General features: G+C 36.1%; 15 protein-coding genes. 14 read left to right on the forward strand and 1 reads right to left on the reverse strand.

Annotated elements, in window-relative coordinates; all coding sequences use genetic code 11:
• Positions 1 to 87: 87 nt before the first annotated feature.
• The 8 genes from MKY04_RS08150 (at position 88) to MKY04_RS08185 (ending at position 7,713) form a co-directional block, all read left to right on the forward strand.
• Positions 88 to 645: a ReoY family proteolytic degradation factor gene (locus tag MKY04_RS08150; RefSeq protein WP_126294180.1), complete on the forward strand. Its 558-nt coding sequence runs from the start codon at positions 88 to 90 to the stop codon at positions 643 to 645.
• 187 nt (positions 646 to 832) lie between these two features.
• On the forward strand, positions 833 to 1,282 hold the full coding sequence (locus MKY04_RS08155; protein ID WP_346235605.1) for a YpiF family protein: 450 nt from the start codon (positions 833 to 835) through the stop codon (positions 1,280 to 1,282).
• A gap of 153 nt (positions 1,283 to 1,435) precedes the next feature.
• Complete coding sequence (locus tag MKY04_RS08160) at positions 1,436 to 1,939, forward strand: ubiquinol-cytochrome c reductase iron-sulfur subunit (RefSeq protein ID WP_346235606.1); 504 nt, start codon at positions 1,436 to 1,438, stop codon at positions 1,937 to 1,939.
• Between the two features lie 21 nt (positions 1,940 to 1,960).
• Positions 1,961 to 2,635: a menaquinol-cytochrome c reductase cytochrome b subunit gene (gene qcrB / locus MKY04_RS08165; RefSeq protein WP_346235607.1), complete on the forward strand. Its 675-nt coding sequence runs from the start codon at positions 1,961 to 1,963 to the stop codon at positions 2,633 to 2,635.
• Between the two features lie 43 nt (positions 2,636 to 2,678).
• Positions 2,679 to 3,470: a menaquinol-cytochrome c reductase cytochrome b/c subunit gene (locus MKY04_RS08170; RefSeq protein ID WP_346235608.1), complete on the forward strand. Its 792-nt coding sequence runs from the start codon at positions 2,679 to 2,681 to the stop codon at positions 3,468 to 3,470.
• Positions 3,471 to 3,742: 272 nt separating this feature from the next.
• The gene (locus MKY04_RS08175) at positions 3,743 to 4,345 is read left to right on the forward strand and encodes a DUF1405 domain-containing protein (protein WP_126294175.1); all 603 of its coding nucleotides are present in this window, start codon (positions 3,743 to 3,745) and stop codon (positions 4,343 to 4,345) included.
• A gap of 59 nt (positions 4,346 to 4,404) precedes the next feature.
• Positions 4,405 to 5,079 (forward strand): zinc metallopeptidase, encoded by a 675-nt coding sequence (locus tag MKY04_RS08180; RefSeq protein ID WP_346235874.1) that lies wholly within the window; start codon positions 4,405 to 4,407, stop codon positions 5,077 to 5,079.
• Positions 5,080 to 5,520: 441 nt separating this feature from the next.
• Positions 5,521 to 7,713 carry a PQQ-binding-like beta-propeller repeat protein gene (locus tag MKY04_RS08185; RefSeq protein WP_346235609.1) on the forward strand — a complete coding sequence of 731 codons (2,193 nt, stop codon included), beginning with the start codon at positions 5,521 to 5,523 and terminating at the stop codon, positions 7,711 to 7,713.
• A gap of 184 nt (positions 7,714 to 7,897) precedes the next feature.
• On the opposite strand, the gene MKY04_RS08190 is transcribed toward MKY04_RS08185, so the two are convergent.
• Positions 7,898 to 8,746 carry a YitT family protein gene (locus MKY04_RS08190; RefSeq protein ID WP_126294172.1) on the reverse strand — a complete coding sequence of 283 codons (849 nt, stop codon included), beginning with the start codon at positions 8,744 to 8,746 and terminating at the stop codon, positions 7,898 to 7,900.
• A 134-nt stretch (positions 8,747 to 8,880) separates the two neighbouring features.
• On the opposite strand from MKY04_RS08190, the gene MKY04_RS08195 reads away from it, so the two are divergent.
• From MKY04_RS08195 to MKY04_RS08220, 6 genes are all read left to right on the forward strand, one after another.
• Positions 8,881 to 9,219: a nucleotide pyrophosphohydrolase gene (locus tag MKY04_RS08195; RefSeq protein ID WP_126294171.1), complete on the forward strand. Its 339-nt coding sequence runs from the start codon at positions 8,881 to 8,883 to the stop codon at positions 9,217 to 9,219.
• A complete protein-coding gene (gene dapB / locus MKY04_RS08200) occupies positions 9,216 to 10,013 on the forward strand; it encodes a 4-hydroxy-tetrahydrodipicolinate reductase (protein ID WP_126294170.1) in 798 nt (265 codons plus the stop codon). Before MKY04_RS08195 ends, dapB begins: the two co-directional genes overlap by 4 nt.
• Positions 10,014 to 10,028: 15 nt before the next feature.
• Positions 10,029 to 10,433, forward strand: a complete 405-nt coding sequence (gene mgsA, locus MKY04_RS08205) for a methylglyoxal synthase (protein WP_126294169.1) — start codon at positions 10,029 to 10,031, stop codon at positions 10,431 to 10,433.
• A 186-nt stretch (positions 10,434 to 10,619) separates the two neighbouring features.
• Entirely contained in the window at positions 10,620 to 11,756 is a 1,137-nt protein-coding gene (gene bshA / locus MKY04_RS08210; RefSeq protein WP_126294168.1) for an N-acetyl-alpha-D-glucosaminyl L-malate synthase BshA, read from the forward strand.
• A complete protein-coding gene (locus MKY04_RS08215; protein ID WP_126294167.1) occupies positions 11,753 to 12,937 on the forward strand; it encodes a CCA tRNA nucleotidyltransferase in 1,185 nt (394 codons plus the stop codon). Before bshA ends, MKY04_RS08215 begins: the two co-directional genes overlap by 4 nt.
• Positions 12,915 to 13,898: a biotin--[acetyl-CoA-carboxylase] ligase gene (locus MKY04_RS08220; RefSeq protein ID WP_346235610.1), complete on the forward strand. Its 984-nt coding sequence runs from the start codon at positions 12,915 to 12,917 to the stop codon at positions 13,896 to 13,898. Before MKY04_RS08215 ends, MKY04_RS08220 begins: the two co-directional genes overlap by 23 nt.
• Positions 13,899 to 14,009 lie beyond the last annotated feature (111 nt).

Consider the following 14,009-nt stretch of genomic DNA (forward strand, 5'->3'; position numbering starts at 1 on the left):
CCTAGAAAAATCTTTAGTTTTTTGACTGACGAGTTGAAGTACCTAGAGGGTGTATCCACCATAGCTAGACAAAAGGAGGGATAGCTAATGACTTCTTCCGTTCCGATTATTGATAAAAAAACGTTTGTTCGGTGGTTTCTTAAAAATTTTCAATTGAAAAGAAGAGAGTGCGTTTGGATTTTGAATTATTTATTAAGTAATGATAATTTACTTGAGAATATTCATTTCGTAGAAGAGGCACATTATTGTCCACGGGCAATCGTTATGTCATCCGTCGATTCAAACGGTGTACCCTTTCGATTTTATAAGGAAAACATTATGACGAGTGATGCAGAAAAATCATTTCATGATTTGCGGTTACATCCAAACGACAGTATGTATATTCAATTAAACTTCCCAAATATACCACCGAGTCAACAATACTTAGCTGTATTAGAAGAGAATCCTTATATGCCTAAGTATCTTCATATTAGTGAAAAGGATCGGCTTATTGCAGAAGAAATGTTAAATAACAGTATGCTAGCGTTTCAAGAAGAAAAACTTTTAAAGGAAATTGATGATGCACTAGATAAAGGGGATAAAGAGAGATTCTATAAGCTATCCAACTTACTGCAAGCATTAAAACAGACATCAAAAAATATTTAAACAATCTCATTCGGTCGATATTAGCGACTGAATGAGATTCGTTTGTTCTGATAATTTTGTAAAGTTTAAAAATAGAACCAATTTAAATTGATAAGTTGGTAATATATACATATGAGTGTAAATTTAACATGTTAATTTTTATTGTTTTTTGGCAATAGTAAATATTGATATAAATGGAGGAGTATTAATGTTTTTTAATGTAAAGGATGTCCAGCAATTTCAAACACAGAAAGAATTTATTGATACAGCAATTGTACCATTGCTTTCAATTAACCTCAGTGAAGCAGGAATTATGCAAAGCAGTTCTTCAACAGAGTTTCTAATGTCTCTTACTTCATTTATTGAACAACAATTTAAAGGACGTTTAATGTTAATGCCACCTTTTTCCTATACCGAGGGGACTAGAGGTGGATTGTCAGTTTCTTTACTAAAAGAAGAGCTACAAAAGGTAGGATTTAAGCATGTTCTATTTATTACTTGCGATCATTCCTGGACAAGCTTAAGCGATGAAATTGACGTTATTTGGCTGCCGTCAATCCCATTAGAATCGATGGATAGAGAAGTGAAAAAAAAGGTGCTTGAGGATCAGTTGAAACTAGTAATTCCTATACTTTCTTCCAAATGGACTCAAGTATAGAAATTGTTTCAAGAAATGTTCACAAACTTGTCGATTCATCTGAATGCAATATTGACCTACCTATTTTATTGATATATCATAGATATGTCCTAGTATTACTATTAGTAAAAGTATGTCCGTTGGACTGACCTTTTAGTTAGAGGGGGGAAAAGGATGAGTAATAATCGAGTTTCAAGACGTCAATTTCTAAACTACACTTTAACAGGTGTTGGTGGATTTATGGCTGCTGGTATGTTAATGCCAATGATTCGCTTTGCGATCGATCCAGCATTACAAACAAAAGCTGCTGGAGACTTTGTACAGACTAGCCAAAAAATTGCAGATATTACGGAACAGCCTATTAAAGTTGATTTTACATTCGAACAAGTAGATGCTTGGTACAAATCTGATGTAACTGAGGCAGCATGGGTGTATAAAGAGGGTGATACAATCGTAGCTCTTTCACCAGTATGTAAACATTTAGGTTGTACTGTAAACTGGGAAGGGGATTCAGCTCACCCAAATCAATTCTTCTGTGCTTGTCATGGTGGACGTTATGAGAAAACAGGTAAAAACGTTCCAGGAACACCACCTACAGGTCCATTGGACGAGTATGAAGTATCAGAAAAAGATGGATTTTTATTGCTTGGGAAAAAAATGCCAAATACTTTAGTTTAATTAGTTAGGGGGTAGACAATAGTGCTAAATAAAATTTATGATTGGGTCGATGAGCGATTAGATATCACTCCGATTTGGCGTGATATTGCCGACCACGAAGTGCCAGAGCACGTTAACCCTGCACATCATTTTTCAGCATTCGTATACTGTTTCGGCGGTCTAACATTCTTCATTACAGTAATTCAGATTTTATCCGGTATGTTCTTAACAATGTATTATGTGCCAGACGTAGTGAATGCTTGGAAATCAGTTTATTATTTACAAAACGAAGTAGCTTTCGGTGAAATCGTTCGCGGTATGCACCACTGGGGGGCTTCATTAGTTATCGTAATGATGTTCTTACATACTCTTCGTGTGTTCTTCACAGGTTCTTATAAAAAGCCTCGTGAGTTAAACTGGATTGTAGGTGTTGGAATCTTTTGCGTAATGTTAGGTTTAGGTTTCACAGGATATTTACTTCCTTGGGACATGAAAGCATTATTTGCAACAAAAGTAGGTATTGAAATTGCAGCCTCTGTTCCATTTATCGGTGACCTTATTAAGATTTTACTAGCTGGGGATTCTGCAATCTTAGGGGCACAAACGTTAACACGTTTCTTTGCAATTCATGTATTCTTCTTACCTGCTGCATTATTTGCATTACTAGCAGCGCACTTTATAATGATTCGTCGACAAGGTATTTCAGGACCGCTATGATTTAGCGCGTACTTTTTATGATTTTTCTAAAGGAGGGGACACTATGCATCGCGGAAAAGGGATGAAATTCGTAGGCGATTCACGCGTTAAAGCTAATGACCGTATGGTGAATATGCCTAAAGATTATTCCGAGTATCCAGGTAAAACAGAAGCTTTCTGGCCTGATTTCTTATTAAAAGAATGGATGGTTGGTGCTGTTTTCTTAATTGGATATTTATTATTAACTGTCGCTCACCCTTCACCACTTGAAGGTCCGGCAGATCCAACCAATGCTTCATATATTCCATTACCAGACTGGTACTTCCTATTCTTGTACCAATTATTAAAATACACTTATGCATCAGGTCCATACAATGTTATTGGTGCAATTATTATTCCTGGTTTAACAATTGGTGCTTTAGCGTTAATGCCATTCTTAGACAAAGGACCAGAACGCCGTCCTTCTAAGCGTCCATTACCGACTGCATTTATGCTATTGGCACTTGCTGCAATGGTTTACTTAACTTGGGAATCTGTAGTAAACCATGACTGGGAAGCTGCTGCAAAACAAGGTGAAATTAAAGAACCTGTTGCTGATATTGAGTTCGATGAAAATGCTGAAGGTTATTTAATCTTCACTGGTGAACAAGGTAAATCTTGTATCGCATGTCATGGAACAGATATGGCTGGTGGTTCAGCTGCACCACCTTTATTAGGTAACGAATTAACAGCTGAAGAGGTTGCAGAAGTAATCAAAAATGGTCGAGGTGCAATGCCTGCTGGCCAATTTGCAGGTACTGATGAAGAACTTCAAGTTTTAGCTGAGTTTATTGCTAGTTTAAAAGCTGAAGAATAATACGTATTTTCTATAGAGAGTCGGGAAACTGACTCTCTTCTCTTTTAATATTTTTGCTGTATAGTTTTTCTAGTAATCCTACGGCACCTAAAGATAATTTTTCTACATAGTTAAAATTGAAAATAATGTTCTTAGTATAGGATATTTAGTCACAAGAGTAAAGGATTTGCTTTCAGTTCTTAGATTTACTATTTTTTTCTTATTACATATGCTCTTACTTAATAAAGAATACATAAATTATTATTTGGTATGCTATATAAAGGGGAAAAGGTATGAGGATATTGTTCACACAGGCTTGGTATATTTTAACTAGCCGATTATTTTTAACATTACTTTTAATCATTAACTTTTTTGGAACAATTTTTGGCTACTATTGGTATTCGAGTCAATTATCCATCACTGAACCACAGTTTCTGATTTTTGTTCCGGACAGCCCTACTGCAAGTTTATTTTTCTGTTTAGCAATTGTGGGGTGGTTATTAGGAAAGCATTTCAAATTGATTGAAGCTTTAGCTTTAATTACGCTTGTAAAATATGGATTATGGGCTGTAGTTATGAATTTATTAACTTTAGTCGAAAATGGATCGATCGGTCCAGATGGCTGGATGTTAGTTTGCTCTCATTTCCTTATGGCAGTGGAAGGGATCCTTTACATGAGCAAATATCGATTTAAACCAATTCATATAGCCATAGCTGCTATTTGGACATTGCATAATGACATTATTGATTATGTTTATGGTCAAATGCCTATTTATAGAAGTTTACAACAATATGCTGACCATATTGGATATTTTACATTTTGGTTATCAATTGTATGCATTTTTATTGCATTTCTAGTTTATAATAAGCGTGAATATTTGCAGAAACTTCAATAAAACATTAAAATTACTAGTATAGTAATTAAAAGAGAGGAAGAGAGTAATTGTCACTTAGTATGTATATTATTTACTTTCTGATTATTTTAATTTTACCGATTTATGCACAATTTAAGGTGAAAAGTACTTATCGAAAGTTCTCACAAGTCTCAACATCAAAAGGTATGACAGGTGCCCAGGTTGCACGCTTGATATTAGATCAACATGGATTATCGGATGTACGAGTAGTACCAACACAAGGAGTATTATCTGACCATTATAATCCAGCTACAAAAACGGTCGCTTTATCTGAGGATAATTATTATAATAATACAATTGCTGGTACAGCAGTTGCAGCACACGAAGTCGGACATGCAATTCAACATAAAGAAGCTTATTCATTTTTAACATTGCGTTCAAAATTAGTACCTGTTGCAAATATTTCATCTAATGCATCTTGGATTTTTGTAATGATTGGTATCTTTGCTTCTAGTACAAATATGTTGTTGCTTGGTATTGTTTTACTTGCTGCCGGAGTATTATTCCAAATTGTGACATTGCCAGTTGAGTTTGATGCATCAAGACGGGCAATGAATGAGGTTGTTTCATTAGGGATTATTTCAAATAATGAAGAACGTAGTGCAAGAAAGGTTTTAAGTGCAGCAGCAATGACATATGTTGCAGCAGCAGCAGTTGCAGTTCTTGAGTTGGTTCGATTAATCCTAATTTATACAAATATGAGATCTGATGATTAATTGAAATAAGATTGAATAGATATTAATCAGTTTAATTGAATAATTTGGAGGCAAGCCTTAGCAAATTTTAGCTTGTGTTTGAAAGAAACAATTAATAGGATTGGTTTTAGAGTGTAGACAAAGTCAAAAACGACTTATCTACACTTTTTCATTTTAAAAATAATTAGAAGCAACTAGTCAAACAGTTTACTCCTTCATCAAAACTGTGAAGATCATCATTATTTCTGCACCGAATTTAATGACAATTATATATGAAAACAGGTAGAAACCAATCGAAATGATTGGCTTTTTATTTTTGTAAAAAAATATGTAAATTCTGTGAAAATTTTATCTGTAAAAAATACTACATTTTATATGTCGGTAATATGATGTAGAAATAAAGTTTCATTATGAAAGCGCTTAAGAAAGTGCTTAACATAAATAAATTAAAGGGGTGAGACAATGAAAAGTAGCTCTTCAAAGGTGCTAGTGTTTGGTTTCATCGTATTAATTATTCTACTCGGCATTGCTTTTTATGCAGGGGCATTAACGAAACACTTCATTACCCTAGATCAAATAGAAGAAGGCACTGAGCGATTTTCGCTCGATTCAACTAATGAAGAAAATGTAACGAATGGTATTAATCCTGCACAGCCAAATATTGATGTAAGTTATGCAAAAGACGAATGGGTTACCCATGGTGGAGATTATTTTAATCGTCGCTTTTCAGAACTCGAACAAATAAACATCGATACAATAAAAAATTTGAAACCTCAATGGGTAACAAGCTTAGGAGCTAGTTTAGACATGAAGTTTTCTGGTGAAGCAACACCGATTGTTGTTGACGGAGTTATGTATATTGCTACTGGAGAAAACGATGTATTAGCTTTAGATGCAAAAACAGGTCAAAAAATTTGGGAATACCGACCAGAAATTGAACAAAAACTTGATACAGTTTGTTGTGGATGGACTACAAGAGGGGTAGCAGTTGCAGATGGTAAAGTTTTTGCAGGGCTTCTTGATGCTAGATTAGTAGCATTAGATCAAAAAACTGGGGAAGTGTTGTGGGAAACTGAGGTTGCTGATTGGGAAGAAGGCTATACAATTACAAGTGCTCCATTATATTATAACGGTAAAGTGTATACAGGAGTTGCTGGAGGGGAATATGGAATCCGAGGTCGAATTATGGCCTATGATGCAGATTACGGTCATGAAGTATGGAGATGGTATTCCATTCCTTCACCGTATGAAGAAAACGGGGATACTTGGCCAGATGATGAGGACAAAAACTGGCTGCATGGGGGTGCTCCAATATGGAATACGCCGGCAGTTGATCCTGAGCTTGGATACATTTACTTTGTAACAGGAAATACTGCACCAGATTTAGATGGAAGTAAACGCGAGGGTGACAATTTATATGCAAACTCCATAATAGCTCTTAATGCAGAAACGGGCGAGTATATTTGGCATTTCCAACAAGTACATCATGATATATGGGATTTGGATCCGACTAATCCTGTCATTTTGTTTGATGTTGAAATTAATGGGGAAACGAGAAAAGCTCTTGGGGAAGCAGGAAAAACCGGATGGATTTATTTCTTGGATCGAACAAATGGAGAGCCTTTAATTGGCATTGAAGAAAAGCCTGTTCCTCAGCTTGCGGAACAAAAAACTTCTCCAACACAACCATTCCCTGTAGGAGATTCATTTGTGCCGCAGGAGGTTACGGCAGAAGATATTGAACGTGATTTAGGAGAAAATTTTGAAGGGAAGACTGGTTCAATTTTTACTCCATTTTGGGATGAACCGGTTACTTTAAAACCATCAGCATTTGGTGGTGCAAACTGGCCGCCTTCCGCTTATTCACCTGAAACTGAATACTTTTATGTATTAGGTACAGATTCCTACAGTGCATTAACTAGACAGGACGAACAGGCATATGAAGAGGGTGGGGAATGGCATGGAAGTATTTTCGTACCAGTGAGTGGTGCACCAAGACGTGGAACAATTACAGCAATGGATGTAAAAACGAATAGAATTGCTTGGCAAGTAAAATGGGAGGATAATGCATATTCAGGTGTTCTTGCAACAGCAGGAGATTTAATCTTTGTAGGTCACAATGATGGTAGACTTATCGCATTCAATGCTAAAACGGGTGATGAAGTATGGAATTATAAAATGGATGCCGGTGGAAACGCCCCATCTGTTACTTACGAAATTGACGGTGAACAATACCTTTCAATTTTTGCTGCAGGTAATTCTCTAGCAGGTTCTGCCCATGGAGACAAAGTATATACTTTTAAACTAAACGGAACGTGGAATGGAACGCCAATTGATGCTTCTCAAGACAGTAAGGGTAAACAAGTGGAATCTGAGCAAAAAGATACTACCGGCAGTACTTCAGATCCGTATGAACTAGGAATATCAGTTTATGAAAGCAATTGTTTATCCTGCCATGGAAATATGGGGGCAAACGGTCATAATGGACCTAATTTACAACAAAGTGTGTTTTCTGAAAACTATAATAATGTAGTAGAGCAAGTTAAAAATGGTGATACAACGATGCCGGCATTTGGAACGATTTTATCAGAAGAAGAAATCGAGGCAGTTGCTCGTTATGTCAACGAAGTGCTGACAAAAGCAGATGAAGACTAAAAAATGAAGAGGCAAAGCATTTAACACTTTGCCTCTGCTTCTTTAGTCTATCGGTGCTTAAATGTACAGCTTCTACGGTAATAAAACAATGCACTCCCTCGAGAGTGGGAGGTGCTGATGTTAATTATCAAATTAGCTTTGCCACATCAAGAACAAAAGGCTTTTTGAACGATCCCTTCTTAATTTATTCATCAATTCTAAATCCTTCACCCGTTACATCATTTACATCAACAATTGAAACAAATGCATTTGGATCAATTGAACGGATGATGGACTTCAAACGAACAACTTCATTACGAGCAACGATACAGTATAAAACATCTTTCGATTGTTTCGTATAATGCCCGTAGCCGTGAAAAACTGTAATGCCTCTCTCCATTTTTTCAGAAATATAATTGGCAATTTCTTCTGGTTTATTTGAAATAATCAGTGCAGCTTTTGCAGAATAAGCCCCCTCTTGAACCATATCAATTACTCTTGCTCCTAAATATACTGCTACTAGTGTGTACATCATTGAACGTGCGTCTAAGAAAGTAATCCATGATACGGTAATGACAAAGGCATCAAACATAAACATAGTTCGCCCCATGCTCCAGCCGAGGTACTTGTGTGCAACACGAGCAATAATATCAACACCACCCGTAGTTCCACCGCAACGGAATATAATACCTAGTCCGACACCAACAAAAACCCCTGCAAACAAAGATGCTAGTAGTAAATCATTTTGCAAGTTAAGTGCAACTTCATAATGCTGAAAGACTCTTAGAAAAACTGAAACAGCTACAGTGCCAATAATCGTATATATAAATTCTTTACGACTAAATTGTCGCCAGCCTATTATAAACATAGGGATATTAAGAATTAAATTCATTAGAGCTGGATCCCAATGAAGTGTAAAATATAAAATTAGGGTAATACCACTAAATCCGCCCTCACCAAGTTCATTTTGCATATTAAAATGTACAAAACCGAAACTATAGATTGCAGCGCCAAGTAATATACCAAGAATATTACGGATTTTTAGTCCAAACAAAAAGATGCCTCCAATCTCTAGTGAAAAAATATTATCTTTTCTACCATTGTACTGTACGATTTATTATGTTGCATTTTTCATCTTTTGACAACTATAGGTTAAATTATTTACGATGATGGTAGGAGCGTGGTATGATGTCGAATGATATTTCATTGCAACTATTACAGAAAAAAGTAGATAATTATATTGGCCAATTTAAAGAAGGATATTTTCCTCCATTTGAATTGCTGGCAAGAATGACAGAAGAGCTAGGGGAATTATCGCGTGAAGTACAGGATGTATATGGTCAAAAAAAGAAAAAAGCTACTGAATCGAAAAATAGTATTGAAGAAGAGTTAGGAGATCTATTCTTTGTATTAGTATGTTTTGCAAATGCACAAAATATCCGATTAGACGAAGCCCTATTAAAGGTAATCAATAAATTTGAAACGAGAGATAAAGATCGTTGGACAAGAAAGGACGAACTAGAATGACAATCCGAGTAGCTATAGCAGGTGCAAGAGGCAAGATGGGATCAGAAGCGGTAAAAACAGTTTGTAATCGCGATGGAATGGAACTTGTAGCTGCTTTAGATTATAAGCATGTTGGAGAAAGTTTAGCGGAGCTGGAAATGTTTCCTCCTAACTTAGATGTTCCAATTTTTACAGATCTTACGCAATTAATAACAGAAACGAATCCAGATGTATTAATTGATTTAACAAATCCTCAGTCAGTTTATGAGCATACAAAAGTTGCAATGTTACATAATGTTCGTACAGTTGTTGGTACTACTGGTTTTACGGATGAACAATTAGAAGAATTAACAGTCCTTGCCAAGGAAAATAAAATTGGTTGTATTATTGCTCCAAACTTTGCCATCGGTGCAATTTTAATGATGAAATTTGCAAAAGAAGCTGCAAAATATATGCCGAATATCGAAATTATCGAATTGCATCATGACCGCAAGCTAGACGCTCCATCTGGTACTGCTAAGAAAACGGCGCAAATGATTGCAGAAGTTCGAGAAGAGAGAAAACAAGGGCATGAATTCGAAGAAGAAACAATGGTTGGTGCAAGAGGAGCAGACTTCGAAGGAATGCGTATTCATTCTGTACGTTTGCCTGGGTTAGTTGCACATCAGGAAGTACTATTTGGCGGCGACGGGCAAATGCTGACAATTCGCCACGATTCTTATAATCGTGAATCATTCATGGGTGGCGTAATGTTCTGTGTAGAAACTGTTATGACATTGGAAGAACTTGTTTATGGACTAGAAAACATCCTTTAAGAATGGAGATTTAAAATGAAAATAGCCTTAATTGCTCATGATCGAAAAAAAGATAGTCTAGTTGAGTTTGCAATCGCATATAAAGAGATATTACGACAACATAAGCTATTTGCAACAGGTACAACTGGACAGCGTATTCAAGATGAAGTCGGGTTAGAGGTGACAAGATTCCGTTCTGGTCCACTTGGTGGAGATCAGCAAATTGGCTCCATGATTGCGAATAATGATATGGATATGGTATTTTTCTTCCGTGATCCATTGACAGCACAGCCTCATGAACCAGATGTAACGGCTCTTGTTCGTTTATGCGATGTTTATCATATTCCTTTAGCAACCAATATGGGAACTGCTGAAATCCTACTTAAAGGATTACAAGAAGGTTTTGTCGATTGGAGACTAATTCAGGAAAGAAGAAAGTAACGCAAACAAGTTAAAAATTTATTTAAGCTGAATAACGAGAACTTCTGGCGGATGCTTCTTTTCGTTTTGGCAAAGAACAAAATAAAGCAAAATGAATTACACATATTTAATTCTTCTTTCATTTTATTGGCAATCAATAAAAGATTTAGGTAATTAAATATAATGTAAAGAGAGGATGAACGTCGGATGAGAAAGTTAAAAATTGGTATTACATGTTATCCAACAGTTGGAGGATCCGGGGTTATTGCTACTGAGCTAGGAAAAATGCTAGCAGAAAGAGGTCACGAAATTCATTTCATTACCTCAAGCGTACCATTTCGACTGAAAAAAATTTATCCGAACGTATTTTTCCACGAGGTAGAAGTAAATAATTATTCAGTATTTCAATACCCGCCATATGACATTGCACTAGCAAGTAAAATGGCGGATGTGATTAAAGATGAAAAATTAGATGTACTACATGTTCACTACGCAATACCACATGCAGTATGTGCGGTGCTTGCCCGTGAAATGTGCGGAGAAAATATAGGGATAGTAACAACTTTACATGGAACAGATATTTCCGTTTTAGGGCAAGATTCAACACTTGCTCAGGCCATTAAATATGGCATTGAGAAATCAGATATTGTGACCGCTGTATCAAATTCTTTAAAGCAGCAAACTTATGACTTAATTGGTACGACGAAAAAAATAGAAACGGTTTATAACTTTGTTGATGAATCTGTTTTTAAACCTATTGAAGTAGTAAATTTAAAAGAACAATTTGGCATTAAAGAAGACGAACGAGTACTGATTCATGTTTCAAACTTCCGTAAAATTAAAAATTTGCCTGATATTTTAAGTGTCTTTATGAAAATACGGGATAACATGCCTGCGAAATTATTGCTTGTAGGTGATGGTCCAGAAAAGCATCGTATTATGGAACAAGTAAAATTGTCTTCTGTAAAAAATGATGTGCTATTTTTAGGAAAACAGGAGAATGTTGCAGAGCTTTTCAGTATAAGTGATTTGAAATTATTACTTTCTGAAAAAGAGTCGTTTGGATTAGTGCTGCTGGAAGCGATGGCTTGTGGTGTACCTGGAATCGGTACGAATATTGGAGGAATACCGGAAGTAATAGAGCATGGCGTCAACGGTTATGTAGCAGAACTTGGAGATGTTGATCAAGCAGCCATCTATGCTCTTGATTTATTAACAGATGAAGAAAAACTAATGCGTTTCCGACAAGCTGCGATTAATACAGTTCAAACAAAATTTCTAACAAAACCGATTATTGACCATTATGAACAACTATATGAACGATTGGTGGCACTGCGAGTATGATAAAAAGTCAGGAATGGCACGTTGCACTGCGCGTAATTGATAAAATTGAAAAAGCGGGTTTTGAGGCTTACATTGTGGGCGGTGCAGTAAGGGACCATCTATTAAACAAAAAAGTCAATGATGTCGATGTAGCAACAAGTGCATTACCTACTGATATAAAACAAATTTTCTCATCAACAGTTGATGTAGGTATCGAACATGGTACAATTTTAGTTCTAGATGAAGGTCAGCCAATCGAAGTAACAACATTTCGCACAGAGGGTACATACATTGACTATCGTAGACCAGAAGAAGTTACATTTGTTCGAAGCCTTGAACAAGATTTACAACGTCGAGACTTTACCATCAATGCAATGGCAGTTTCCAAAGATGGGACCATTATTGACTTATTTGGCGGTATAGATGATATAAAAAAACGTGTCATTCGTGCAGTTGGTGACCCCAATGTGCGCTTTCGAGAAGATGCCTTACGTATGTTAAGGGCAATTCGCTTTAGTGCACAGCTAGGCTTTTCCATTGAAGAAAATACGATGAAGGCCATACAAAAAGACAGTGATTTAATCGAGTTTATTGCGAGAGAACGAATTTCAATGGAATTGTCAAAAATATGGAAAAGTGAAAATTCCTTTGTCGGAATTAAAACCTTAATCGAAAGTCAGTTGGCAAAATATTTGTATGGCAACTTTAAGAATACTTTAAGCAATTGGAAGGACTTTCAAACTACTAAGTCTGAAGTTGGTTGGGCATATTTATGCTTAATTAATCGAACTGACATTCAAACGATATTCGATTTTTACCGATTATCGAAAAAGGAAAAAACGTTTGTCCGAAATGTATTAAATGCATATAATAGTTTCCTTAAAAAATGGACAGTTATGGATTATTTTTCATATGATTTGTTTGTACTAGAGACAGCTTATGACTTTGCAATTTGGCAAAAGCACAATGTACCTTTTGAAAAAGAACATATTGCACAAACAAAAGCACGTTTGCCAATCCAATCAATCGATCAGCTGGCGATTAATGGCAACCATTTAATGAATTGGTCGTCCAAAAAAAGTGGGCCATGGATTAAAGTAGCTTTAGATGCTGCAACGATGGCTGTGTTAAGTGGAGCAGTAAAAAATGAAGAAGTAATGTTGAAGGAATGGTTTTTAAATGACTTTATCAATGAAGGATGAAATACTGAAACGTTTCCTTTTTGCTAATGGAGAGCCGCTTTCTGGCCAATATTTAGCAGAACAATTAGGAATATCCCGAACAGCTATATGGAAGCATCTGCAAACCTTGCAAGAGGAAGGCTATACATTTGATACAATAAAGAAAAAGGGTTATATATTAACAGCGAAGCCTGATAAAGTGGATCCTGCTAGAATTACTTCATTTCTTGCCACTAAACGCTTTGGCCAATCGATTCACTATTTAGAGGAATGTACTTCCACTCAAACGATTGCACATGAATTAGCACGGCAAGGTGCTGTTGATGGAACAATTGTTATTGCTGAAACTCAAACTGCTGGCAAAGGCAGAATGGCTCGTCCTTGGGAATCAACGGAAGGTAAAGGTATTTGGATGACGGTAATCATCAAACCCGATGTATTGCCGCATCAGGCACCACAATTTACTTTAGTAGCTGCTGTTGCAATTGTAAATGCTATGAAATCATTGTATACAAATTTCACTCCATATATTAAGTGGCCAAATGATATTTTAATTAAAGGTCGAAAATGTACAGGGATTTTGACTGAAATGATTGCAGAAATGGATCGTGTTCAAGCATTGCTCATCGGAATTGGCATTAATGTTAACCAGCAGCTTGCTGAGTTTCCAGATGAACTGCAAACTATTGCCACATCTGTTTCAATTGAGGAAGGGCTGTCAATTGATCGTGCTCAGCTAGTTGCTGCAATATTAAATAATTTGGAACGTTATTCTGATCAATATATTCATGAAGGGTTTGCCCCAATAAAAACTTTATGGGAAGAGGCCTCTGGTACAATTGGAAAGCAAATAAAAGCAACTACTTTACGTGAAGTGATTGAAGGTAAAGCCATTGGGATAACGGATTCTGGGGTTCTGGAAATCAAGTTGGCAAACGGAGAAATAAAAAATGTCTACTCTGCTGATATTGAAATAAAATGATCTTTAATCGGTAGGTTCTTGTACCTAACTTTTGTCTTTAAGTATAAAAATTACTACCGTGTTAATGCCATAATATAAAAAAGAATATTAGTCTAAAAATTACTATACGTT

It is taken from the genome of Lysinibacillus telephonicus (genome assembly GCF_039654155.1).
In the GTDB taxonomy this organism is placed as follows: Bacteria; Bacillota; Bacilli; order Bacillales_A; family Planococcaceae; genus Ureibacillus; species Ureibacillus telephonicus.